This is a genomic window from Candidatus Clostridium helianthi (genome assembly GCF_045310795.1).
Classification (GTDB): Bacteria; Bacillota; Clostridia; order Clostridiales; family Clostridiaceae; genus Clostridium; species Clostridium helianthi.
In genome coordinates this window covers 25513-52257 of the sequence record NZ_JBJIAB010000015.1, presented here as the reverse complement: position 1 = coordinate 52257, position 26745 = coordinate 25513, and the positions used below count along the sequence as shown (strand labels likewise).

Below are 26745 nucleotides of genomic sequence, written 5' to 3'. Positions count from 1 at the left end.
GGCTTTTTATGTAAAAATCTATAGATATCCAATTTAAGAATTCGACTTATTAGATGAACAGATTTACAAAATTGCTAGAATTTTAAGATCATATCTTTACTAGAAATCATAAATATATTTGTGAAGAAAACATTTGAAAATGAGCTGTTAAAGGTTCTTAGCTGTAGGTTGTTCCAATTTAGCTTGTGAAGTGAGAGTCCAAAATTTTATTTTGGGTTCTCGAACTTCCTCAGCGAATGTAATGAGTCGAGCTTCCCTAGGAAAGTTGGAGCATGCTAAAGTGGATACAACCTGCTGTTTAGAACCTTCAGCGATATTTTCATAGCTTTTCGGAATCAAAATATTTATGATTTCGGTGAGTTATATGCATAAGTTCAGGTATTAGGTGGGTTATCTATAAATACAGATATTTATGGAATGATTTAACCATTATCGTATATAATTCACTACATTTAATTTTCTCTTAGGAGCAATTAATTCTTTGTTTAATGACTTGTATCCTAGAGCAACACCATAATAGGCTTCATATCCTTCTGGAATACCGAGTTTTTTGGCTTCATCTTCTGATTTTAAGAAAAATGTTATGAGGCCAATCCAAACAGAGCCAATGTTTAAGCTTTCTGCTGCTAAAAGCATATTTTGTATTGCTGCGGAGCAATCAACTTTTGGAGAAAGTGCATTTTTATTACCAGATACAATTATTAAGGTTGGAGCATCGTATATTAAATTAACCTTGGGATTTGCCCCCATATTTTTAATCCAGGTGATTTCTGATTGAGCCATTAACTCTTTTGATTTATCATTGATATGTTTTAATATTTCTTTGTTTTGAATAACAGTAAAATGCCATGGCTGATCATTATGACCAGAAGGCGCATATATCCCAGATTCGATAATTAAATCCAAATCTTCTTGTGTTATTTGTGTAGGTAAATATGTTCTTACACTTCTTCTATTTCTTATAGTTTTCAAAACTTCATTCATATAATATCTTCCTTCCTTATTGGTTTTATAAAATAATAGCATTAATAGAATTATCATAAAAGTACGCACAAATTTGATATGTGATATCAAAAATGATACCATTAAGGTAATTGAATAGAAGATAGATTGTTACAAAAATGTGTTAGGAGAATAAATTAATGTCAAAATCAATTGATTTAGAGTCGGATTGCCCTATGAATTTAACTATAAATATACTTAGCGGGAAGTGGAAAATAGCAATTCTTTGGCATTTGTCGAGAGGAACTATTAGATTCAATGAATTACAAAGATTATTAACTAATATTACTCAGAAAACATTGACAATGCAGTTAAGAGAATTAGAAAGAGATGGGATAATTTACAGAGAAGTTTATCCAGAATCACCACCAAGAGTAGAATATGGACTTACATGCATTGGAGAAAGCATGAAGCCAATTCTAAGTGCAATGTGTGAATGGGGAAAAGGCTATAAAAAATTAATAAATGAAGACAATAGTGTTAGCTTATTATAGCAAATTCATATATTGGTTAATGGAAGATGCTTTTTTACCTATATTGCGAATACAATTATTTTAATGATGTAAGTTTTGATTATATTAGTTTAAATGGAAGGGGAAATTAAATGGCAGAATATATAATAGCTGTAGATGAGTTTGATAAAGAAATAGGTTCGATTGAAAAAATGGAGGCTCACCTCAAAGGAACATTGCATAGAGCTTTTTCTATATTAGTATTTAATTCCAAAAATCAATTGTTATTACAGAAAAGGAATTTGGAAAAATATCATTCGCCTGGCCTCTGGACAAATACGTGCTGTAGTCATCCAAGATACGGTGAAAGTTTATATGATGCGATTTATAGAAGGCTTAGGGAAGAAATGGGATTTACATGTGAACTTGAAGAAGTATTTAGTTTTATTTATAAAGTAAAACTTGAATATGATCTTTTTGAAAATGAATATGATCATGTATTTATCGGGAAATATGATGGAGAAGTGATTGTAAATAAAGATGAAGTAGATGATTTTAAGTGGGTTGATATTAATGAGGTTAAAAAGGATGTTATAGAAAAGCCAGAATTATATACTTATTGGTTTAGATACTTAGTTAATAAGGCAGAAAACAAAATATTTAAATAAGTAAGAATTTGATCTAAATAAAGATTTAGAAATTAATAGTTTAAAATATCTAAGCATATATTTTAAAGTTAATCTAGAGAGTGTAGAAAAGTGCAACAGTTAATTAATTATAAGTAAAGAGGATGTCTCAAAATGATTAAAAATCATCTTGGATGTCCTTTTTTTGTTGTCATTTAAAAGAGTTTAATAAAAGTCTTTTAAATTACTTTTTTTCATATTAAAGAAAAATATTATATCAATACAATTTACAGATTAAAGATTAAGCTAGTATCAAACCTTAAATGTTAATTTTAAAGAGGATTTTTAAGTGATAGATTCTATTTTTTAACACATACTAACTTAGTATTACTATGGATTACAAAGCTTCTATAAGAATGCAAATGAATCATATTTAGACTATTGTTAGGAGGAAATAAAAATGGACTATTCTATAGTTAATGTAATTTTGAGAAGTATTGCTGTTTATGCACTAGCACTGATATTAGCAAGGATCATGGGAAGGAAAATTATTTCTCACATGACACTTTTTGATTTCATTGTAGGTATGTCAATGGGATCATTAGTTGCAAATGCTATGATAGGATCAGAAAGTACATTTTTATCATCAATTATAGCACTAATAGTTATATCAACATTAAGTATTGGAAGTGCATATCTAGATACTAAAAGTTTTAAAATAAGAAAGCTAGCTAATTCAGAACCAGTAACTGTAGTTGAAAATGGAAATATTGTTGAGGAAAATATGAAAAATATGAAGTTAACAGTAAATGAATTAATGATGAAGATGAGAGAAAAGAATGCATTCAGTTTAGCAGATGTGGAATTTGCGATAATGGAAACTGATGGAGAATTATCTGTGCTCCCCAAAGCCGATAAAAAACCTCTAACTCCATCTCAAATGAAAATTAAAACTACAAATGAAGGACTTATGAAAGACGTAATAATTGATGGAGAAATAATAAGAGAAAATTTAAAAAGTGCTGGAGTCAATGAGGATTGGCTTCATAAGGAGTTAAAAAAGCAAAATATTGAAAAGATTAATGATGTATTTTATGCAGGGATATATGCTAATGAAAAGCTTCATGTATCAAAGCGAAATAAGAATGAAAACCATGGGCAATGCGGAATTGAATAATTTTGGGAATAAAATAAGTTGAGATTTTTATATTTAAAAACCTCAACTTATTGTGTTTTGATTTAAATAAGACGACATTGTTAATATTATTTAATAATTAGTTTTAAAAAGAATAACCTCTTATTAACTTGAACTTCTCAATAAAACATAGTGTAGATTAAAAATAAATTTTATTGATTAATGGACTTTTGTATTTCGTTACATTCAGTCATGGTTATTAAGGTATCACTTATTTTAGTAACTTTATCCTCGTTTGTAAGTACAATTAGATAGTCACCAGGTAAAATAGTAGTGTCTCCCTTAGGTATTATCTCATCTTCACCACGTTTAACTGCAACTAGCAAGCAATAAGAGGGCCATTTTACTTCTTTAATCTGCTTGCTATCTAAATTTGATCCCATACATACTGGGAATTCTAATATAGATTTATTCTTTTTGTTACCTATAGAAATATGTTCACCTATATTTTGCAGAAATTTTTCGAGCAATGCTTCATAAACAGGTTTTGATGCTAAAATATCAGCAACTATATATGCAGCAATAGAGACTACAGCTAAAGAAAGCAAATGATCAAAAGAACCTGTCATCTCAGTAATTAATATAATTCCAGTTAAAGGTGATTTTACTACAGCTGTGAAATACCCCGCCATTGCAAGAATTACAAACTGAGAGATATAAATATCATTAACATGTGCAAAATGTACTAATATTATCCCATATATATTACCTATTAAAGCTCCAATAGTAAGTAACGGAAGAAAAATTCCGCCAGGGGCTCCTGATCCGAAACTTGCCATTGTAAATAAAAACTTTACTATAAGGATAATGATTAAAATCATCAAGGGTGATTTTTCAGTAATAAGTGAGCTTATAAGTTCATGTCCGCCACCTAAAACTTGTGGCAATAAAAGTCCTAGGAAAACTGAAATTAATAGAGGTATTATTACTCGAAATTCTTTTTTAAGCCATCTTTGTTTTATATATAGACTTTGAGTTTTTAAAAGGAGTTTATTAAAAAGAACACCTAGGAGTCCTAAAATAATACCCAATAATATTATATAAAAATAAAATTTCAGAGGTATTGAATCTAATTTCTTAAAGTCAAAAACAGGTTTTAATCCAAAGAATTCACTAGCTATAAAATCAGCTGATAATGCAGAAGATAGAGCAGAAAGTAAAACTAAAGGTGAAAAGTTTTTATGAACTTCTTCTAATGCAAACATTGCTCCTGCTAAAGGTGCATTAAATGCAGCAGCTAATCCAGCACTAGCGCCACTTGTAATAAGGTATTTTTCTTCAATCTTTATTCGCCTAAATACTTCACTAAAGCCTTGTCCAACTGCAGCTCCTAATTGAACAGATGGACCTTCTCTTCCTAATGAGAGACCAGAACCTATGGAAAGAACTCCGCCTAAAAATTTTCCAAGTATAACTTTCCACCATGTCATATCAAGTTCTCTAAGCAAAACTCCTTCTACCTGAGGTATACCGCTTCCACTGATCATTGGCTCATATTTAACCATCAATCCAACAATATAGCCTATAACTATTAGTGCTAAAATCCATGGAAGTGCAAGTATATAATTTGATGATATACTTTTATAAATATAATTTAAAAGAATTCCTGCTTTTTCAAGTGCATATCGATATAGTACAATCAATAGGCCAGCAGTAATACCTATCCCAATACCTTCAACAACAAGTCTTAATCTAAAACTATGCCAATGAAATAAAGTTTTATAGGTATTTGTTTTATGTTTTAATTCCATTATTATGCCTCCAATATTGTCATGTCTCAAAAGTATATAGTATTAAAGTATTTAATACTACAACGTATATTATGTTAGCATATATATACTAATATGTTAATAGGAAAACCTTATTTATAGATTTTCCAAACAAGAATTTGACATATTAGACGAACATATTTGCAAAGTTGCTAAAATTTTGAGTTCATATATTCACTAGAAATTATAAATATATTTGGGAAGAAAACATTTGAAAATGAGCTGTTAAAGGGCCTTAGCTGTAGGTTGTTCCAATTTAGCTTGTCAAACTGAAAGGTGGAGCATGCTAAATTGGATATAACCTGCTGCTTAGACCCTCCAGCGATATTTTCATAGCTTTTCGGAATCAAAATATTTATGATTTCGGTGGATTATTGCATAAGTCTAAGTTATAAATATCAATTTAATTCTTCAATAGGGAAAAATATTTAATACAAGCTATCAGTACTATTTTTGCTAGTATTTTAATAGATTATAATTTGTCATAATGGTTAATATATTAATGCCAAACAAAATTTATATTAATTAAGGGAGGTTGATGTATATGTCATCAAATAACAGTGGAAGAAATAGAACATTAGTACCAGAAGCAAAGGCAGGATTAAACAGATTAAAAGCTGAGGTTGCTTCAGAAGTTGGATTAAATAATTATGAAAACATTGATAAAGGAAACCTTTCTTCAAGACAAAATGGATATGTTGGTGGTTATATGGTAAAACATATGATCGAAGATTACGAACAAGGCCTTAAGTAATAACTATAAGACTAAGATCTTGAAAATAACTCTTTAGAAATTTAATAAGATTACGAAAAGCTAGTAGAACTATTTACATAATTAATTGTTCTACTGGCTTTTTTGTGATTTCAGAGTTATTAACGTGTTAAATGGGTTATTGTTATTATTTTATTAATAATAGTATAGATGATATAATAAATTAAATGTATTCTATTTGAAGAATTTATATTTTATATGCATTATGGAAATTCCATACATGCTATAAGAGTTTATATTTACGGAGGAAGAATCAATGCCACTTAATAGTAAGAACAATCCAAAACCATCTATTACTATTTCGAACGAGATAGTAATTAAAGTGACTGAAGAATTTGTTGATTTGACAGGGTATTACAAGGAAGAACTATTAGGAAAATCATATAAAGAACTTAGTAAAACATTGAAATCTAATTTTTTTGATAAATTTGAAAGTATTAGTGATGAAATGAGTGTCTACATATTCACTAAGTCACTTGAACCAAGAGAAGTGATTATTTCTAAGAATATAGATCACGGCAAAACGAATATATTATATTTTTTCGACGAAAAAGAGAATTCACGTATTGAAAATAAGTTTCTATATGCAGAACAGTTATGTTTGGATAATAAATATGGAATTGCAATTTATTCTGCGCCAGATATAACTTTGTTAAAAGCTAATGAAAAATATATTAACTATCTGGATGAACCATTTAATAGGAAAGAGAATTGCATTGGTAAAACAATAGGAGAAATAGTTAAAGATTTTAACGAAAATAAAATAAGTGAAAAATGGACAAATGTTATAAGTAATGGAGAGACGTGCTATGTAAAAGATTTTATGAGTGATAGACATGGAACAGGAGTAACATATTTTGATTCATCAATAGTACCAATATATGAAAACGGAAAAGTAAAATATTATATTGAGAATCGTATTGATGTAACAGATAACATAAGAAATAAAATTGTTATTGAAGCTCAAGCTGCTGAAATTGAGAGAAGGGATAAAAAAATTGAGGCTATAATGGATTTAGCAGATGAGCATATAAGCATCTTTGATAAGAGTGGAAGGTTAATTAAGATAAGCAAAGTTATTTCGGAATTATTTCAAACAAATAAAATAAGCAATATAAATGATATAAAAGATGAAATAATGATTTTTGATGTAAATAAAAATAAAATTGAATTTGAAGAAAGCAAGCTTAGTTATATAGAAAAAGGAAAGGAAATAAATAACTATAGAGTAATAATAGGAGCTAGAAATTTCGAGAAACATGTTATTATTAGTGGCAAGCCTATATTTGATAGAAAAGGAAACTTTGAAAGATATGTTTTATTAATTGACGACATAACGGAATCTGTACAAGCAAAAATTATAGAAGAGCAAAAGAACAAATTAGAAGCTATAATTAGAAATATGTCTGATGGATTGTTTACGATTGACAAAGAAGGTGATATTAACATTCTAAATTCTAGCGCAAAAGACTTTTTTTGTAATATTGGACTAGTAAATAAAATTAGTGAGAATTTGTTAAAAGTAAAATTCTACGATTCCAATGATAATATAATAAGTCCAGAAAATATGCCTAGCTATCGAGTTTTACGAGGTGAAAAGGTTAAAGGATATAGAATGACACTTAAGAGAAACGGATTAGAATATCATTTTAATGTAAGTGGCAGTCCTTTATATGATGAAGGTGGAGATATAGCAAAAGCGCTATTATGTACTCGAAATATTACTGAACAAATTAATAGTAATGTTATTATAAAGATGCAAAAAAAGCAATTAGAAGCTGTCATTGAAAACATTTCTGATGCAATTTACATTGCAGATAAGGAAGGTAAAATAATTTTGATGAATGCTGAAGGAAGAAGTTTTCTTTCTGATTTTTATGCTGTAAAGAATGTGGAAGATTTTAACGCAACCAAGCAAGCTTTTGATACATCAGGAAATGAAATCCATGTAGAGAATTTGTCTTTAAAATGCGCATTACGAGGTGAAAAAATAAGAAATAGAACAGTTATAATTAGGCGCTTAGATAAAGAGCTAACTATTAGAGTAAATTCTACTCCTATATATGACACAAGTGGAAATTTAATTATGGCTTTAGCTTGTTATCATGATATTACAGATCTAGCTGAAAAAGAAAAAATCATTGTTGAAAAATATAGGCAGTTAGAATTATTAAAGGAAGAAGCTGAAATTGCTAATAAAATAAAGTCATTATTCTTAGACAATATGAGCCATGAAATACGGACTCCGATGAATGGTATTTTTGGAACAATTCAGCTTCTTGAAAAAACACCTATGAGTGAGGAGCAAAGTAAGTATATAATACTGCTAAAAAATTCTGGAAATAAACTATTAACAATTATAAATAATATTTTAGATATTTCAAAAATAGAGGCCGGTATACATAAATTAAATGATGATAAATTTGCTTTGAAAAAAATAACAGATGATATTTACACAAGTCTCTTAGAATCAGGCAATTCTAAAGGATTAGAGATAAGATATTATTTCGATCCAGATGCAGAATTTATAGTAATTGGAGATGAACTAAAGTTAAAACAAATATTAGATAATTTAATCAGTAATGCGGTAAAATTTACGGAAAAAGGATATATATCCTTTAGGGTAACGAAAGTATTGTCAGATAATGACTATGTAAAAATTAAATTTACAATAGCAGATACGGGGATAGGAATAGACGAAAGATTTAAGAGTAAAATTTTTGGCATATTTAGTCAAGGTGATATATCTGTAAATAAAAAGTATACAGGAACTGGTCTTGGATTATCTATATCTAAGCAGCTTGCTATGATGATGAATGGAAATATAAGCTTTGAAAGCACATTAGGAGAAGGTTCTACATTTATGTTTACATGTAGTTTTAAAAAAAGTGATTATTATGAAAAGAATATGGAGGTAATGAACGATAATAAGATTAGTGGAGATGATAAGATAAATAATTTATGGATAAATAAATCCATACTTTGCATCGAAACTAATTCAATTGACAAAGAAGTTATGGAGAGTATAGTGGAGAGAAAAGGCTGTAAATATATTCATGCGTATAATATAAGTGAGGCTTTGAAAATCCTAAAGCGTAATTATGTGGACTTAATATTGATAGATATGAAACTAGATGAATTAGAAGATTTTGAAAAAATTAAGAAAATGAGAATATCAAGAGTGGAAGGAAAAAATATTCCTATAATCGGAATGTCTTCATATACCATTATGGAAAATAGAGAGATACTTATGAATCTAGGAATTGATCATTGCATTTCAAAACCATTTAATGTTGAAGAAATTTATAACATCTTCGAAATTTATTTATGAGAATAAAAGAGTGTGTTATAAAAATAATAAGGGGATGGTGTAAATTATGGTTAACTCAGTATTAGAAAAAAGCAAAGATATATTATCAAATGAAAAGTTGTTCATAGAAGGAAAAGATTATATAGATAATGCACTGGATATTATTCTTGTAGTAAGCAGGAGCGGAAAAATACTTTATGGAAATAAAAAAGCTATTGAAACGTATGGCTATTCTTTTGATGAACTTGTAAATTTGAATATCTTTACTCTTAGAAATGAAGATAGCAGAGAATTCACCCAAGATCAATTAAATAGGGCTTTAGATAGGGGAATAAAGTTTAAAAGTTATCATTACAAAAAAGATGGGACAAGATTCCCGGTTGAAGTAAGATCTGTTTATAGTAATAAGAAATCAAGAGATATGGCTGTTAGCATTATAAGAGATATTTCCGATATGGAGGAGTTATTTAAAGATTCAAAGATATTTTCAATATCGTTAGATATACTTGACGATCCGTTTGTAGTTTTTGATAAAGACATGAATATATCGCGTTGGAGTAAAGGAGCAGAGATAAAGTTTGGCTTTAAAGAAGCTGAAATAATAGGAAATGGTATGAGGCAGCTAATTCCAAAAGATAAATTAAGTGAACCACAAAAATTAATAGATATGGTTAACAAAGGAAAGGTAATTAAAGATTATGAAACTGTCAGATTGGACAAGGATGGAAACTTAGTTAATGTATTAATGTCCGCATCTCCAATTTACGATGATAATAATCTTTTTTCAGGAGTAGTAGCAACGTATAAAGATATTACAGACAGGAAGATAATAGAAAAGGATCTACGAGAAAAATGTGAACAATTAGAATTGCTAAAACAGAAAGCAGAAGAAGCTAATAAAGCAAAATCAATTTTTTTGGCTAATATAAGCCATGAAATAAGAACTCCAATGAATGGAATTACAGCAGCTATACAATTACTAAAGTTAGAAGATATTAATGAAAAGCAAGAAAAATATATTAGAATATTAAATGATTCAGCCAATACTATGCTTAGACTTATTAATAACTTATTAGATATCTCGAAAATAGAATCAGGTACGTTTAGGATTAATAGCGAGCCGTTTAATTTAAAAGAGACTGTAAATAGTATTTATAATAGTCTTTTAGTCACTGGAAATTCGAAGGGATTAGAAGTAAGTTATTACTTAGATCCTAACATAGATTTTGAAGTTATCGGCGATGAGCTGAGGTTAAAAGAGATATTATCTAATCTAATTAGTAATGCAGTAAAGTTTACAGATGAAGGATATATATCATTTAGAGTAAGTATGATTTCAGAAGATAATACTAGTGAAAAAATTCAATTTACGATCAAAGACTCAGGGATTGGTATAGATGATGAGTTTAAAGATAAAATATTTAATAATTTTACTCAAGGAAATATATCATCAATGAAAAAGTACATAGGAACGGGATTGGGGTTATCAATTTCAAAACAGTTTGCTAATTTGATGAATGGAGAAATAAATTTTGAAAGTTCTTTGGGTAAGGGCTCAACATTTATTTTTACATGTGAATTTAAAAAAACAAATGATAAAAAACAAGTTATGGAAAGAAAAAACATTGAAAGTGATAAGCTTAATCAATATAATGATCGCCAAGATAAAGTTATTTTATATGTTGAAGATAACTTAATAAGTCAAGAAGTAATGGAAAATATAATTAAAAGTAACGGTTACAAATATATTTCAGCGTATAACGGGAATGAGGCTATAAATATATTAAAGAATAATAAAGTTGATTTAATATTAATGGATATACAGATGCCAGAATTAAATGGTTTTGAAACAACACAGGCGATAAGAGTTGAAGAATTAGAAGGAAAACATATACCAATAATTGCAATAACCGCATATGCTATGCGGGAAGACAAAGAAAAATGCATAAAAGCAAAAATGGACGATTACATATCTAAACCATTTGAAATTGAAAACTTGTTAAATATCATAGAATTCAACTTAAGAACATAGAAGATTATAAGGCAGCACTAATAATTGGTGCTGCTTTTTCTATTCTTTATAAATCTATATTCAATCTGACCCATGATAAATCAAGGTAAAAATTAATTAATTAGGCTCAAATCTTCAAAGAAAATATAATTGTTAGATATATGTATTGAAATATAGGTATGATTATATTCCTAAAGAAATAGTTTTCATTCAAAATGAGTCGAATTATGAGTAAAAATAGAATACAAAATGAATTGAATGGAGAAAAATACAGTGATATGATTTATGTAACGAACGTTATATATATAATTTTGTAATTTATGAGAATAATAGCAAAGTTATTAAAAAACTTTCAGCAAAATTGTAAATGGAGGTAAGTATTTTGGAAAATTCAACAAGAGATAAAATATTTTATACTTCTTTTAGACTTTTTCTGGAGAATGGATATGAGGCTACTAATATTAGAGATATTTGCAAGGAAGTTGGAGTTAAAGCATCAACGATATATTTTTACTATAAGTCGAAGCAGGATCTGTTTTTTTATATTTATGATTATATTTATAAGGACTATATTGATTACATGCAGAGCATTGAGACAATGGACAAGAATATTCCTCTTAAGGAAAAGCTGTATACTCTATTAAAAAAGAAGATAGAGTATTATATATCAGATATATCTAAAAGAAAGTTTATTCTTAGATGTCACATGTTTCCACCAGAAGAGATAGCAAGTGTAATACGAGAAAGATATAAATTCTATATAGCTGAAGAAAATAAAATTATTCTAGATATCATGGGTAATCCTCAATATAATGATAAATTTATAACTAAAAATATAAATAATTATTTGGTTAAATGTAAAAAGCTTGAGGATTATTTACTTTATGAAATGATAACATCAAATATAAGAATAAATGATAAAGTTATTTCAAGGCTATGGGATATATTTTTTGAATTAATGTAATGAGAAGAACAATTCTAAAAGAGGTTTTAAGAAGTACATATGAATTTAGTAAATAAGTTTTTGGGGAATTGAGAGAATTTTAGATTTAAAAGGGAGGGAATCTTATGGAAGTAATAGACCAAGTGAAGGAAAGACTATCTATCTTTAAAAAATTGTATGATGTTATAAGAATAGTTGATCCAATAAACAAAAAAGCGGCTCTTGTTAAGGACAATGAGCTACAAGGGTTAAATGGTACATGCTATTTATTATGGAAGAAACACACGTTTTGCGAAAACTGTATTTCTATGCGAGCATATAACAACAATGATACATTTGTAAAAATAGAATATGATAAAGAAAAAATTGTCTTAATTACAGCAACACCAGTAGAATTAAATGGCAAGATATATATTGTGGAAATATTAAAGGATATTACTAATATCGGAAGCGTATTTCATAAGATGACTGAAGATTCTGACTTTGTGGAAGAGTTGATTATCTCAATGAATGAAAAGGTAATTAAAGATGAATTGACAGGATTATATAATAGAAGATATATAAATGAGAGACTCCCTGTAGATATTAACTACATGAAAATTAGCAAAATGCCTTTATCGATAATAATGGCAGATATAGATTTCTTTAAAAAAGTAAATGATCAATACGGGCACATTATAGGTGATAAAATACTCATTGATTTTTCAGAGTTAATATTGAAATCTGTCAGAGGTAAGTCAGACTGGGTAGGTAGATTTGGTGGAGAAGAGTTTATTATAATATTAAATTATACTGAGGCTAAGAATGCATATAAAGTTGCCGAGAAGATAAGAAAATTGTTAGAAAATACATCTTTCAATTATGGTGGTATTGAGATAAAAATAACAGCAAGTTTTGGAGTGTATGAAGCTTCTGATGAAGATGTAAATATTTATGATTTATTATCAAAAGTAGATAAGAATCTCTATAAAGCTAAAGCTAGTGGAAGAAATAGGACAATTGTAAATCAAGAAAGTATGTATGAATTTGATTCAACGAATATTAAAGAAAAAACAATCAAATTATCAGAGTTAAATCAAAATATAAATTCTGTAAGAGAAATTTTGAATGAAGTTTGCTGTACACTTGATGGAGACGTAGATATAGACAATGGATTAACTATAAGTCAGCATTTAGATGATCTTATAGTAGAGTATATGAAGGAATTAAATGACCACAAAGAAGGTTATAATCATGAAAGATAATCAAATGAACTTATTTTTAAGGAGAGCAAAGAAATCTGTTATGGAGATAGAAAAAAGTGATTTCGATTATGAAGAAATATTAAAAAAATATAAACAAGCAATAGATGAAGCTAATATAGCAGTTTGGGAATGGAATATTAAGGAAGATGGTTTCTTTATTTCTGAAGCATGGGAAAAAATTACGGGCTATAGCTCGAAAAATTTTAACAGTTTAATTGATTGTATTGAAAAGGTAGCTATAAACAAGGATAGAGAAAGTGCATTGACTGATTTAAACTTTTTTGTAGCAGATAAAGTAACCTCCTATATAAGTGAGTTTAGAATTATTACTAAAGATAATAAATTGAAGTGGGTATTGTTTAAGGGAAATGGCATAAAAGAGAAAAATGAAGGTGTAGCTCGCATGTTTGGGGTAGTGAGTGATATAACTGAAGAAAAGGAAAGAGAAAAAGGAATTTCAGACAATTTATATCATGATTCTCTTACAAAGCTTCCTAATAGGGATATGTTTTTAATGGATATAAAGAATGTCTTAGATAAAAATATTAAACTGAGTCAGGAGGGCGCTATAGTTTTCATAGATTTAGATAATTTTAAATCTATTAACGATACCCTAGGACATGACTATGGAGATCTTATGTTAAAAGTATTCTCACAATTATTGCATGTGTGTATAAAGGACTATGGAAAGTTGTACAGAGTTGGTGGAGATGAATTTACTGTAATTATAGAAAGAATTAATTCTATAGAAAAAGTTAAAGAGATGTGCAATACAATTTTAAAATATTGCAAGAATCCATTCGAACTTAATGAAAACCAGCTGTATATTACAACAAGCATGGGAATAGCAATATTCCCAAGAGATAGTAATAATATGAATGATCTATTAAAATTTGCAGATCTAGCAATGTATAAGTCTAAGACAGATGGAAAAAACACATATACCTTTTTCGAACAAGCTTTAAGTAGGTTATATACAAGAAGAATAATAATTGAAAATGAATTAAAAGAAGCAATTAAGAAAAATGAATTTTCTATTGTATACCAACCGCAAATTGATGCATTGGATAATAAGGTAGTTGCATTTGAAGCGTTATTGAGATGGAATAGTAAAAAGCTCGGTTTTGTATCTCCAGCTGAATTTATACCAATAGCTGAAAGGATTGGAATAATTGTAGATATAGGAGATTGGGTATTTGAGAAAGCATGTCGTAAAATCAGAGAGCTTAAGGAGAGGAAATATGGATTTAATAATATCTGCATAAATGTTTCACCGGTTCAAATAAAAGAAAGAGATTTTAAAGACAAAATAATAAAAACTTGTGAAGAAAACAAAATTCCTCTAAGTTTAATTGAAATAGAAATAACTGAAAGTACTTTAATTGAATTAGATGATGAGAAGATTGCTGATTTACATGAACTAATAAAAAAAGGCATAAATATTTCAATTGATGACTTTGGAACTGGATATTCATCTTTAAGTTATTTAACAATCTTACCTATAAATACTTTGAAAATAGATAAATCTTTTATTGATAACATTGAGAACGATAAGAACAGAGCAGTAATAGAGTGTATTTTGAGCTTATCGAAAAGTTTGAAGTACAAGGTTATAGCTGAAGGGGTTGAAGTCAAAGAGCAACTTAATGTATTGGTAAATTTAGGGTGTAATATAATTCAGGGATATTATTTCAGTAAACCAGTTTGTGAAGAGGAACTTGAGAAAATGTTAAAAAATGATTAAATGAACTATTAAGCCTGCTTATGCTATACGGATGACAATCATATTTTATGCAATCTTATTCGTTTGTTATTTTAATTTACGAAATTTAAGGAGGGGTGATAGATGAGTAGTGAAACCAATGAAAATATTAATAAAAAGAAATATAATTATTTACAAATATATGAAGCTGCTATACGTAATGCCAATGATATAATAATTTTATTTTCAAACCAAGGCAATATATTGGAAGTTAATAGAAAGGCAGTGGATACCTATGGTTATACCGAAGAAGAACTACTTTCAAAGAATATATTTGAGTTAAGAAATAGGGAAAGAATTGAACTTGCAATCATGCAATTTGAAAAAGCTAAATCAGGTGATGTTGAGTTTGAAACTATGCACTTTAAAAGTGATGGAACTAGTTTTCCTGTAGAAGTGAAATCAATAGGAATAGAAATTAACGATGATAGATTTGTTTTAAGCATAATAAGAGATATATCAAACCGAATGAAAAATGAAGCGGAAATTAGGGGACTTGCTTCTTTAGTTGAAAATACTGAGGATGCAATTATAGGAAAAACTTTAGACGGAATTATAACAAGTTGGAATATAGGTGCTGAAAAGATTTATGGATACAAAAAAGAAGAAGTGATTGGAAAACATATATCTATCATAATTCCTGATGAGAAAATTAATGACTTCTATGAAATAATTAACAAGATAAAAAATAAAGAAAAAATTAGAGGATTCGAATCTAAGAGAAGAAAGAAAAATGGTCAGTTAATCGATGTTTCAATAACAGTTTCACCTATTTACGATTTTGAAGGAAATTTAATTGGAGCATCTAATATCACTAGAGATATAACAGAAAATAAAAAAGTGGAAAAAGAGTTAAGAGATAAATATGAAGAGATATCAGCTCTATATGAAGAACTTATAGCAATAGAAGAGGAGCTAAGAAGTAATTATCAGGAATTAGAAAAAGCAAAGGAAGAAGCGGATAAAGCAAACAAAGCTAAAAGTGAATTTCTTGCAAATATTAGCCATGAAATAAGAACTCCTATGAATGGAATAATAGGAATTATAGACTTATTGAAGGTAACTGAACTTAATAATAATCAAAAAGAATATTTAGACATGCTCAGTAATTCATCAAGATTGTTACTCGGAATATTAAATACCATCTTAGATATTTCTAAAATAGAGTCAGGGAAATTTGAACTTACATTAAAGCCGTTTAATATGAAAAAAACCTTAGATAGGATTACTAAAGAGTTATCTATAGCATGCAGTAAAAAAAGCTTAGAAGTATTTTACTATATTGATCCATATATAAACTTTGATTTAATAGGAGATGAAATTAGATTAAATCAAGTGCTTATAAATCTTATTAATAATGCTATTAAATTCACTGAAATGGGTCAAATAATGTTTAAGGTAAGGAAATTAAATAATACAAATAATAAACTAACATTAGAATTTTCAGTGAAAGATACAGGTATTGGGATTAAAGAAGAATTTAAAAATGATATCTTTAAAAAATTTGTCCAACAAGATATGACTTATACTAAAAAATATGATGGAACTGGGCTAGGGCTTGCTATTTCAAAAGATATTGCAAAGCTAATGAATGGGGACGTATGGTTTGAAAGTATTGAAAATAAAGGAAGCACCTTTTATTTTACAGCAGAATTTTTATTGAATTATGCAGAAGATATAAATAATCATAATTTAAATGCAGAAGATGATCAGATAGCCTCAAGCAAAAATAAAAGGATATTATTAGTTGAGGATAACGAAATAAATATTAAGATAACTTGTGAAATGCTAAATAGATTGGGATATGAATATGAGTATGTATATGATGGGAAGCAGGCGTTAGAAAAGCTAAAAGAAAATACATTTGATTTAATACTCATGGATATTCAAATGCCAGAATTAAATGGATACGATACTACTAAAATAATTAGAGAAAAAGAAATAAAGACAAAAGAACATGTTAATATAATAGCTATGACAGCTTATTCTATGAATGGAGACAGAGAAAGATGCATTGAGATCGGAATGGATGATTATATTTCTAAACCATTTGATATGAATACATTAAAGAATGTTATCTTAAGATTTATATAATATTTGCAGAATGTTGTTTAACCAACGAATTTAATTTAAGAAAATAGTGAGTATGCTTTATAAGTAAACTCACTATTTTTAAATTTATTGAGACTTCTTATTCGCTGCTAACAGGACCTGTGTATGGCTTGTAAGATTCTGGAATAGTTATTACTCTGTTATCTAGTTTGTAAGGTGTATTTGCTATAGGGTTCTCATTTTTAATTAAATTCATTCCAATATTATAAAAGGCCTCAGTTACCATTTTTGTATCCTGAATAAGGGTGCCAGTCATTAATCCTTTGTCTATTAAATTTTTGGCTTCCTCTAGACCATCAATTCCAACAACGGCTATATTCTTGTTTTTATCACCTTTGTTATATCCATATTTTTGTAGTGCCTCAATAGAGCCTAAAGCCATAGCATCATTATTAGCAATTATTGCTTCAATTCCACCATCATATTTGAGAAATAGATTATCAACTGAAGTTTTAGCTAATTCTCTAAACCAATTGGCATTTACTAGAGCAAGCTGTTCTGTTTGTATTCCTGCTCCATTAATTGTTGAAATAGCATCATTTGTTCTTTCAATAGCGTATGGGTTATTGACTTCACCTTTTAGCAAAATGTATTGCAAAATATTATCATTATTTTTGTCTAAAAATTTCTTATCAGTATTCCATTTATCCACAAGAATCTTACCTTGCAAAACACCTTCGTGGCTTGAAGTTGAATACAGAAAAACAGCTTTGCTATAAAGTTTGGAAACTTTTGATACAACTTCTGGAGTAACTTCCATAAAAATAATTGGAACATTTTTTAGATTAAGCATGATATTTTTTATGGTTTCTTCTTTTGTATCAACTAGCTTTAATATAAATAAATCAATATTACTCTTACGAAGAGAATCTATTGTTTCATTTTGTATAGCCATATTATTTTTTCCATCATAAAAAGTAAAGTGAATTTTATCTTTATTTTGATTTTCAATGTCCTCTAAACTCTTTTTAATTTCTAACATATAGGGATCATCAAAACTATATAGTAATACTGCAACATTAGCTACTTTGCCATTGCTAACATCTATACTTGAACTAGCAAATGTATTAACATGAGCTATATTTATTAGTATGAATATAATTAACACAGTTTGAATAAATACTATTGTTTTTAGAAATGTCTTCATTAAATCATCCTCCAACTCATGTAACTGTTTTAAATCATAATACTCATAATTAGGTTTGGTATAAATATAAAATTTATTCTAAGATTATAAAATAAAAATACAGTAAAAATCAGATGATATATCAATGAGCAAACATGTTATAATTAGATATGAGTAGTAAAATAATACTAAATATGTTTTTTAGTGGAGGCGTAAAATGCTAAATAATTCTTATAAAAATTATAAAGCTGAAGCATGGGATATTTTGCAATATCTTTTTAAAGTTAAAAGGATTAATGATCATACTCTCCATTTTATAGCAAAATTTTCTGGAAAAGTTGATTTAGAACGATTGAGTAAGGCTATTGATATTTCTATTAATGTTTTCCCTTTGATTAGATGTAGATATAATGAATCCAAAAGGCAGCCTTATTGGGAAGAAGCAGGATATACTGCAAGTGACATAATTGAATTTGTAGAAATACAAAATGGAAACGAAGAATGCATCAAACAGTATCTTTATCAACAAATAGATGCATTTAATGGTCCACAATTAAGCATAAAATTAATTAGAGTGAAGGAAAAGGATACATTATGTATATTAATGAGTCATATGTTGTGTGATGCAGCAGGATTTAAAGAATATCTATATATGCTTAGTAATATTTATTCAAATATAGAAAATAATCAAGACTATCAAGCGATACCAAGAAAAAATCGTAAAATTAAACAAATACTTAAGAATTTATCAATTACAGAGAAAGTAAAAATCATGTTTAGTAAAGCTGATATATTTACCTATGATGATGTGAAATTTGACTTAGATGGAGATCTTAGTAATCCATTTATCGAAATTCGCACTATTAATAAAGAAAAATTTAATATGCTTAAAGCTTATGCTAAAAAGCACGAGGCTACAGTAAATGATATTATGCTTACTGTATATATACGAGTTCTATTTCAATTGTTTGGAAGATGCGTGACTATACCTTGCACTGTAGATTTAAGAAAATATCTTCCAAATCACAGAGGAGAAGGCTTCTGTAATTTATGTACAAACCTTATCTGTAATATAGGTAATGAGACTGGTAAAACTTTTGAAGAAACACTTTATAAAGTAAAAAAAGAAATGAATAAACAGAAATCTAATATAGCGTGTATTAAAAGTATAGCTATGCTAGAAAAAGTTTTTGATATTTTTCCTTACAAGATTGCAAGCGGAATAGTTGAGAAAAAATTTGTGAATCCACCAATTGCTTTTACTAATATAGGTATAATTGATGAAAAACATCTTACATTTGGTGAGACTAATATTATTGAAGCTTATATGACAGGCTCAATCAAATATGATCCGTATTTTCAGTTAGCTATATCAACATTTAACAATGTGGCAACACTTAGCGTTAATTTATACGGAACTCAATCAGACAAAGATAAAGTAAATATCTTTTTAGATAAGTTTGTTAACGAGTTACAAGCTAGTGTGTACTAGTAAAATTTTATGAAAAATAAGTCCCTAAAGATTAGGGACTTATAAAAATATTATTTTATAATATTAAATTATATACATAAATGATAAAGATTTATGTATTTGTGATTAAAGAAGTTATTATTATTTAACATACTCAGAATAAGGCAGCTCAATTGCGACTCCAGTTTCATCAAATTTATAATTAGTACCGCTGACAGGAGGAACACCAGCAACTAAATTCATTCCTATAGAATAAATTGCATTTCCATGTTCGCGTGGATCTTGCTTAACAGTACCGGTCATAAATCCTTTTGCAATCAGTCCTTGTGCCTCTGGCAAGGCATCAACTCCAACAACTGGAATATACTTAGAGGGGTCTCCTTTATTGTATCCATATTTTTGAAGGCCTTTAACAGCACCTATTGCCATGGAATCACTATTAGCAATTATTGCTTCAATTTTATTACTATAATTTAAAAATAGTGATTCTACAGAAGTTCTTGCGCATTCTTCTAGAAAATCACAGGTAACCGATGAAATTTCCTGAGTCTTTATTCCAGATTCATTTATTGCCTGAATTGAATATTTGTTTCTTATAGCTGTTATATTGCTATCAGATGGACCTTTTATAAGAACATATTGCATTATATTATCTTTATTTTTATCTAAAACCACTTTATTTGAATTCCAAGCATTGGCCAGAATTTTACCTTCAAGAGTACCAGATTGAGCAAGATCTGTATTAATGATAATAGATCTGTTGCGGTAAGGTCTAAGTAAGTTTACTATCGATGGAGTTTTTTCGTATAGGATAATTAATGGAATATTCTTTTGTTGTATTTTATTAAAAGTACCTTCGATATCGCTTAGGTTTTTACTAACAGGACGTATTACAAAAAGGTTAAAGTCTTGATTAAGTGCATTTTCAATACTCTCATTTTGAATACTTTGATTTTCTTTTGCATCAAAAAAAGTAAATTGAACTTTACCTGCATTTTCAGTTTGGATATCTTCTAAATTTTTCTTTACTTCATAAAGAAATAAGTCTTCGAAATTATTTATAAATACAGCTACCTTAAGCTGAGGTTGATTGTTGCCGTTTTGTAAAGCATATGTATTATTTGGAATTATATTTGATAATAATAAAACAATTATAATAAATAACTTAAGCTTTTTTAATACATTCATTTCAATCCTCCATATGTTTTAATTTAACTATATACTAATAGGCTTTCTTTATTTATAAAATTTATTCGAACTTGTACATATGGAAGAAAATTTATAACTATGCTTGTAGTTAGACTTTAGAAAGATTAAAGTGACTTAATAAAAACAATAAGAATTAAATTAAAATTTTAAATTTTCAGTGCGAAAACTATATAAGACTATAATTATAGATATTAATAATGAGAATAAGATTTTTGAAATAATTTTTAAGAATGTTAGGTAGTCATGAATGAAAAGCCTAGTTTATATTAATTTCAGAAAAAACGATTTGATAGAAGGATGGGATTAAAAAGATTTGTTAGAGAGTATTAATAAAAATTAATAAACAATTGTGTATAATAGCACTAAACTTAAGGTTCGAACCAAAATCTCAAGTTTAGTGCTATTACATTTTTGCATTTTGAATTAAACTTATATTTTTATAGTGCTGGATATAGATAAATCAATTATAAGTTAGATTTATGTTATTTCATCAACTATAAATATTTTTTAACTAGCTCTTTTAAAATTTCACCATGTCTACACTCATCTTCGCCAGCAGTATATACAGCTTGAGCTGCTTCTATCAGACCTAATTTATCAAGAATTTTAGATAATTCTTTTATTTTTTCTCCTGCAGAGATTTCACCAATAGACATTGAACTCAAAGCATCACGTAAATTTTCATTTGTATGACCATTTAGTGCTGCATATAATCCGCCATGGCGAGCTTCATCAGCAGAAATCTTTTTTAGTTCATCTGCTAATTGGGATAGACCTTTTTCCTGAGCAACTATTGCAAAAGCTTGATAAGTTGCAGCACCTATTGCTTCTGCCTTCCACATTTCATTAATTTTTTCTTCTAAATCTGTACCTTTAGTTAGACCTATTAAACCCATAATAAACCTCCGTATTAAAATTGATTAAAATAATATATAATGTAATTTAATTGAATAAAACTAGATTAACATTTTAATAAATCAATGTCAATAGGGTTTTATCTCTATTAAATATATATTTCCATAATATTTCAAGTTACTCTTAATTAAAAAATGTAGTTAATAATTTAGATGCATATTTACTTTAATATCAATGAAAAGACATATTCAGTTATTATTTAGATAAATTATATACAATTAAAAATTATAATATTTGGTATAAAGGTGGAAAAAGAGGAATATTAGACCAAATGTCGAATATTATTAATGTAGTTATTTAAAATTCAAAAACAAATATTAGGGTGGTGTAGGAATGGAATGTCTACGAGAAACAAATGATAGCTTAGAGGAGTGGGAGAGTTTTATATCAATTGTAAATAGTAATCCTACTGCAAGAAAGATTACATTAGAATCATGGAAACGATGCAGTGAATTAGGAATAAAGCCTGAAAAAATAAAATTTAAGTTTTTATCAGATAAAGATTTAAATAAAAGGATAAAAGAAAACTCACAACTTATTGAGGTTTCAAAATTATATATGGATTCTTTATCCATGAGCCTGACTGGAATACCTCATATTGTAGCTTTATCAGATAAAGATGGGTGGATTATTGATTATAGAGGTACTCCGGAAGAACTGGGAGGTAGAAAGGCAGGGCTATGCATTGGAGCAAGTTGGTCAGAAGAGAATATAGGAAATAATGGTGCGGGTACAGCATTGGCAATAGGAGAACCAGTTCTTGTTTATGGAGTGGAACATTATGGTATTGCTTATGGTGGATGCGCATGTATTGGTGTTCCTATAAAGTATGATAATAAAATTATTGGTGCAATGGACATAAGTGTACCAGTTAAATATGCAAGACCAGAAAGACTTCATATATTAGTAGCTTGTGTAAATTCAATTGAATCAACAATTACGTATATAAATAATAGTAACGATAAATCTCCATCAGAGCATATAAATTTACAAGCGACAAGTGAATTAATTGCAACAGCTGTTCATGATCTTAAAAACCCATTATCAGTAATAAGAGGATTAGGTCAATTAGGAATGATAACTTCTGACAAATATAGGATTGATAACTATTTAAGCAGGATAATAACTCAAGCTGATGAGATGAATGATATGATTATTGAACTTTTGAGTATATTTAAACCAGAAAAACTTATACCTCAAAAAGTCATGCCTATAATAGAAAATATTATAGGTTACTTTGATCCTATTTGTGAGCATAAAAAAATTAAATTATCACTCAAAAATAATTTAGAAGAACACATAAATATGTCTGAAAAGCTTTTAAAGAGAGCAATTGAAAATATTATAAATAATGCAGTTCAAGTAATGGATGAAGGTGGAGAAATTAAGATTTTAACAGAAAAAGATGAGGATTTCATGATAATTCAGATCAAAGATACAGCAGGAGGAATACCAGAAGATTTAAGTGAAACTTTATTTGAACCTTTTTCTTTTAGAAGAAGTGGTGGTACTGGGTTAGGATTATTTATGGCATATCATACTATTACTAATATTCATAAGGGGCAAATATGGTTTGAAACAGAATTAGGTATAGGAACAACATTCTTTATCAAATTGCCAATAGCTAGAAATATTGAAAATTCAATGCTTGAATCTCATAAATTCATATAAGATATAAAATTAGAAATGGAACTTTATGTAATATTTTAGGGGTGTAGGCATTAATCTGCATATAATTATATTGAAAAATAATATGAATGCTTTAGAATTATAGACGGAGATATTAGGAAATTAGAGGTTTCTTATTTCTAATAATACATATAAGAAGTAATTGTATTGGATATAGTAATTTGAACTAAAAAAATAAATAAAAATAGAGATAGCATTTAAACTAGGTAGATAATAATAAAGCTATCTCTTTTTTGTTATATGAAATTGCATTTTAATTATTTACAGTATTCAAAGAAAATATACTCTTAATTATAAATAATAATTGAGAAATAGACTTTTATTTAAGAAAAAGTTAACGCGCCTTGACCCAATATTACAATTCTATCACTATTTCTAATGGGTTTAAGTGGAAACTTTTGAGAGCGTGGATCTAATGAAATAGCTTGCTGTATTTTCTGTTCAGAATCAAATACAACCATAAATCCTCTATATTCAGATAAATTCTGGACACTGTAAGAAACATTTTCCATAAAGCCTAAATCTCGTATGTTATAAAATCCTTCTTTAAAAGTTCGTGGTTGATTTATATCCGCTACTGTAGCAGTATTAATACTAAATGATAGAAACAAAAAAATGGAAAGTATTGAAATAAATTTCTTCAATTCAAGAACCCCTTTCGCCAGTCTAATGTTATAAAATTTAAATAGATCAAATTTATTATGTGAAGGTAGAAAAAATATATTCTCTTTATATTATCGTTAAAAGATTGTATGAGTGATGAGTGGCATTATGAGTTTGTAAACATACCGTATATTTGAGGAACAATATTGTAATAAGTGAAGAAAAATGTTTTATGATAAAAAAATGTTTTTAGTTGAAGATGATTTGAAGATAAATTTTGAAGGTAGATCAATAAAGTTTAATAGTCCTATATATAAAAATATTAACTGCTATTTTATGCCACTGTTGGAATTTGCTGATCAGACAGGAGGCGAAATTAATATTAAGGAGAGTAAAATAGAGATAAAGTTTAAAGAGAAGTCATCTATATCTATAGATTATTGCATTGATGATTATAAATTTACTATAATTGATAATGTATTGTACATATCGTTATTTGATATGTGCAAAATATTAAGTATAAGATCTAAGTGGGATTATATCAGGAGTACAATTTCACTCTACTGGGATAAAAGCAATTATAAGAACTGCAAAAATGTTTATGGAAGAGTTGCTCTAATTCGATTTGAAGACATAACAGCAGGGGGGAGATATTTAGATTCTGATAACTTAGAAAAGCTTAGAGTAGTTGCAGATTACATGTTTTTAGCTGGTATACCATTCCATATAGCATGGATACCAAGGTTCGTTGATCCTCAAAATGGAATTGATAATGATATATCAAAAGATTATAGTATGCCTAATGCTAACTTTCTATTTACAATGGAGTATTTATTAAATAGAAATGGAGTAATCGGGTTGCATGGTTATACTCATCAGTATGGTGATGAAGTAAGCGCAGTTGGTACCGAGTTTAATGAAGGAAGAAATAATGATGAAAAGAGTATAAGAAGAAGAGTTGAAGCGGCTATTAATACTGCAAAGAGATTAGAATTACCTGTTAAGTTTTTTGAGACACCCCACTATGCAGCTACTGCATTTCAACAAAGCATATTTGAACAATATTTTGATATTATTTATGAACCATTTGTAGGCGCTTGGGGAGAGAGAATAGTTAAAAGCCCTAGAAATTATACAACTTTGTATATACCTACACCGTTAGGCTATGTAGAGGAAAAAGATGGTATTGATAAAATGATTGATAGAATAAACAATTTAGATGAAACTACACTTGCTAGTTTGTTTTATCATCCATATATTGACTTTGAATATATAACCCTTAAAAGTGGTGTAAATAGATATCCAATGAGTAATTACTTGGAAAATTCACCTCTTCATCAAATAGTAAAAGCACTATGCTATAAAGGTTGTAACTTTACAAAAATTACGGATTTAAACCTAGGTAGTAAGAAGGAGGAATTCAAAGAATTATTCTATAGTTTTTTTAATTTACACAAATATTTTAAGTTGAGATAATATTTTAAAATTCAAAATAAAGTCAAACAAATAAATTAAATAGGTGCTAAATGAGCAATAATTTAATATAGTTTTGTATTATCTAAGTGCAAATATTACTAAATGATTTTTAGTAATGTTTACGCTTATTTTTTTATTCCAGGATTTTATAGGGGTATTTAAGAATAGCGCAGTATTTAGCTAAGTCTTATGAAAATGTAATTGAGGTTTAAACCAAATTGGTATAAACTAGTGGTAATTGAAAGTTCAATAAGTTACGAAATTAGGACTAGAACTTATAAACTTAATTAGAGTATAGATTGTTTATTGAAATATATAAATTTATTCGTATAAAGACGAGGAGAATAGAAATGGAATTTAGAAAAGCAGTTGAAACAGATATAAATTATATAATGAGCATTATTAAGCAAGCACAAGATTATTTTAAAGAACAAGGAATTAATCAATGGCAGAATAATTATCCTAATCCTGAAACAATAAGAAATGATATTGCTAATAAACATAGCTATATTTTGTTAAAAGACAATAATATTGTTGCTACAGCAGCAGTTTCTTTTGATGGAGAAAAAACATATGATTCTATTTATGAAGGTCAATGGATTACTAATAATCAATATGCAGTTATTCATAGGATAGCTGTAGATAACACTTATAAAGGATTAGGATTATCATCTGAAATTATTAAAAATGTAGTGGAGCTTTGTTTAAGTAAAGGGGTACATAGCATAAAAGTAGATACACATGAAGAAAATATATCTATGCAAAAGTTGCTTAAGAAAAACAAATTCCAGTATTGTGGGATAATCTATTTAGAAGACGGAAATAAAAGAATAGCGTTTGAGAGAATAATATAATCTTAAAAGTAGTACTGTTCCTTAAGGATAATAGAAGCATCATGAATTTTGTATATTTTTGATGCTTCTTTTTCCGTAATTCTGAGGTTTTAAGATTAATTGCAGGAATTAATAGGAATATGTGTATAGTATCTAAAAAAATGGAATACTAAGCGTGAGACTAACTATATGAAGTCAATATAAGTTAATAAAAAAATTATATTT

General features: G+C 28.0%; 20 protein-coding genes. 14 read left to right on the top strand and 6 right to left on the bottom strand.

Features of this window, described 5'->3' with window-relative positions; all coding sequences use genetic code 11:
• Nucleotides 1-429: 429 nt before the first annotated feature.
• Nucleotides 430-984 (bottom strand): nitroreductase family protein, encoded by a 555-nt coding sequence (locus tag ACJDTP_RS13055; RefSeq protein WP_406761443.1) that lies wholly within the window; start codon nt 982-984, stop codon nt 430-432.
• Between the two features lie 158 nt (nt 985-1142).
• Here ACJDTP_RS13055 and ACJDTP_RS13050 point away from each other — a divergent pair, with 158 nt between their 5' ends.
• The 3 genes from ACJDTP_RS13050 to ACJDTP_RS13040 all read left to right on the top strand — a co-directional run bounded on the left by ACJDTP_RS13050 (nt 1143) and on the right by ACJDTP_RS13040 (nt 3257).
• Nucleotides 1143-1496: a winged helix-turn-helix transcriptional regulator gene (locus tag ACJDTP_RS13050; protein ID WP_078116195.1), complete on the top strand. Its 354-nt coding sequence runs from the start codon at nt 1143-1145 to the stop codon at nt 1494-1496.
• 110 nt (nt 1497-1606) lie between these two features.
• On the top strand, nt 1607-2122 hold the full coding sequence (idi, locus tag ACJDTP_RS13045; protein WP_406761442.1) for an isopentenyl-diphosphate Delta-isomerase: 516 nt from the start codon (nt 1607-1609) through the stop codon (nt 2120-2122).
• Nucleotides 2123-2540: 418 nt separating this feature from the next.
• Entirely contained in the window at nt 2541-3257 is a 717-nt protein-coding gene (locus ACJDTP_RS13040) for a YetF domain-containing protein (RefSeq protein WP_161223262.1), read from the top strand.
• Between the two features lie 170 nt (nt 3258-3427).
• Here the strand turns inward: ACJDTP_RS13040 and ACJDTP_RS13035 are convergent, their stop codons facing one another.
• Nucleotides 3428-5026: a ClC family H(+)/Cl(-) exchange transporter gene (locus tag ACJDTP_RS13035; protein WP_406761441.1), complete on the bottom strand. Its 1599-nt coding sequence runs from the start codon at nt 5024-5026 to the stop codon at nt 3428-3430.
• 562 nt (nt 5027-5588) lie between these two features.
• Here ACJDTP_RS13035 and ACJDTP_RS13030 point away from each other — a divergent pair.
• From ACJDTP_RS13030 to ACJDTP_RS13000, 7 genes are all read left to right on the top strand, one after another.
• Nucleotides 5589-5798: an alpha/beta-type small acid-soluble spore protein gene (locus ACJDTP_RS13030; RefSeq protein ID WP_077842644.1), complete on the top strand. Its 210-nt coding sequence runs from the start codon at nt 5589-5591 to the stop codon at nt 5796-5798.
• A gap of 274 nt (nt 5799-6072) precedes the next feature.
• Entirely contained in the window at nt 6073-9147 is a 3075-nt protein-coding gene (locus ACJDTP_RS13025) for a PAS domain-containing hybrid sensor histidine kinase/response regulator (protein ID WP_406761440.1), read from the top strand.
• A gap of 46 nt (nt 9148-9193) precedes the next feature.
• Nucleotides 9194-11158, top strand: coding sequence for a PAS domain-containing hybrid sensor histidine kinase/response regulator (locus ACJDTP_RS13020; RefSeq protein ID WP_406761439.1), 1965 nt, complete (start codon nt 9194-9196; stop codon nt 11156-11158).
• A 361-nt stretch (nt 11159-11519) separates the two neighbouring features.
• The gene (locus ACJDTP_RS13015) at nt 11520-12101 is read left to right on the top strand and encodes a TetR/AcrR family transcriptional regulator (protein WP_406761438.1); all 582 of its coding nucleotides are present in this window, start codon (nt 11520-11522) and stop codon (nt 12099-12101) included.
• 104 nt (nt 12102-12205) lie between these two features.
• Nucleotides 12206-13324 carry a GGDEF domain-containing protein gene (locus ACJDTP_RS13010; RefSeq protein WP_406761437.1) on the top strand — a complete coding sequence of 373 codons (1119 nt, stop codon included), beginning with the start codon at nt 12206-12208 and terminating at the stop codon, nt 13322-13324.
• A complete protein-coding gene (locus ACJDTP_RS13005; protein ID WP_406761436.1) occupies nt 13314-15068 on the top strand; it encodes a sensor domain-containing protein in 1755 nt (584 codons plus the stop codon). Before ACJDTP_RS13010 ends, ACJDTP_RS13005 begins: the two co-directional genes overlap by 11 nt.
• Nucleotides 15069-15170: 102 nt before the next feature.
• A complete protein-coding gene (locus ACJDTP_RS13000) occupies nt 15171-17180 on the top strand; it encodes a PAS domain S-box protein (RefSeq protein WP_406761435.1) in 2010 nt (669 codons plus the stop codon).
• 97 nt (nt 17181-17277) lie between these two features.
• Here ACJDTP_RS13000 and ACJDTP_RS12995 read toward each other — a convergent pair whose 3' ends face one another.
• On the bottom strand, nt 17278-18345 hold the full coding sequence (locus ACJDTP_RS12995) for a galactose ABC transporter substrate-binding protein (RefSeq protein WP_077841076.1): 1068 nt from the start codon (nt 18343-18345) through the stop codon (nt 17278-17280).
• A gap of 196 nt (nt 18346-18541) precedes the next feature.
• On the opposite strand from ACJDTP_RS12995, the gene ACJDTP_RS12990 reads away from it, so the two are divergent.
• Entirely contained in the window at nt 18542-19816 is a 1275-nt protein-coding gene (locus ACJDTP_RS12990; RefSeq protein ID WP_077841075.1) for a condensation domain-containing protein, read from the top strand.
• Between the two features lie 120 nt (nt 19817-19936).
• Here ACJDTP_RS12990 and ACJDTP_RS12985 read toward each other — a convergent pair whose 3' ends face one another.
• A complete protein-coding gene (locus tag ACJDTP_RS12985; protein ID WP_406761434.1) occupies nt 19937-20983 on the bottom strand; it encodes a galactose ABC transporter substrate-binding protein in 1047 nt (348 codons plus the stop codon).
• Nucleotides 20984-21498: 515 nt separating this feature from the next.
• The gene (locus ACJDTP_RS12980; RefSeq protein ID WP_406761433.1) at nt 21499-21900 is read right to left on the bottom strand and encodes a ferritin-like domain-containing protein; all 402 of its coding nucleotides are present in this window, start codon (nt 21898-21900) and stop codon (nt 21499-21501) included.
• Nucleotides 21901-22252: 352 nt separating this feature from the next.
• On the opposite strand from ACJDTP_RS12980, the gene ACJDTP_RS12975 reads away from it, so the two are divergent.
• Nucleotides 22253-23590 carry an ATP-binding protein gene (locus ACJDTP_RS12975; RefSeq protein ID WP_406761432.1) on the top strand — a complete coding sequence of 446 codons (1338 nt, stop codon included), beginning with the start codon at nt 22253-22255 and terminating at the stop codon, nt 23588-23590.
• Between the two features lie 341 nt (nt 23591-23931).
• On the opposite strand, the gene ACJDTP_RS12970 is transcribed toward ACJDTP_RS12975, so the two are convergent.
• Entirely contained in the window at nt 23932-24252 is a 321-nt protein-coding gene (locus ACJDTP_RS12970; RefSeq protein WP_077840543.1) for a hypothetical protein, read from the bottom strand.
• A gap of 184 nt (nt 24253-24436) precedes the next feature.
• Between ACJDTP_RS12970 and ACJDTP_RS12965 the strand changes: the two genes are divergently transcribed.
• A complete protein-coding gene (locus ACJDTP_RS12965) occupies nt 24437-25687 on the top strand; it encodes a DUF2334 domain-containing protein (protein ID WP_406761431.1) in 1251 nt (416 codons plus the stop codon).
• 350 nt (nt 25688-26037) lie between these two features.
• A complete protein-coding gene (locus ACJDTP_RS12960; protein WP_168980982.1) occupies nt 26038-26541 on the top strand; it encodes a GNAT family N-acetyltransferase in 504 nt (167 codons plus the stop codon).
• The last annotated feature ends 204 nt before the right edge of the window (nt 26542-26745 follow it).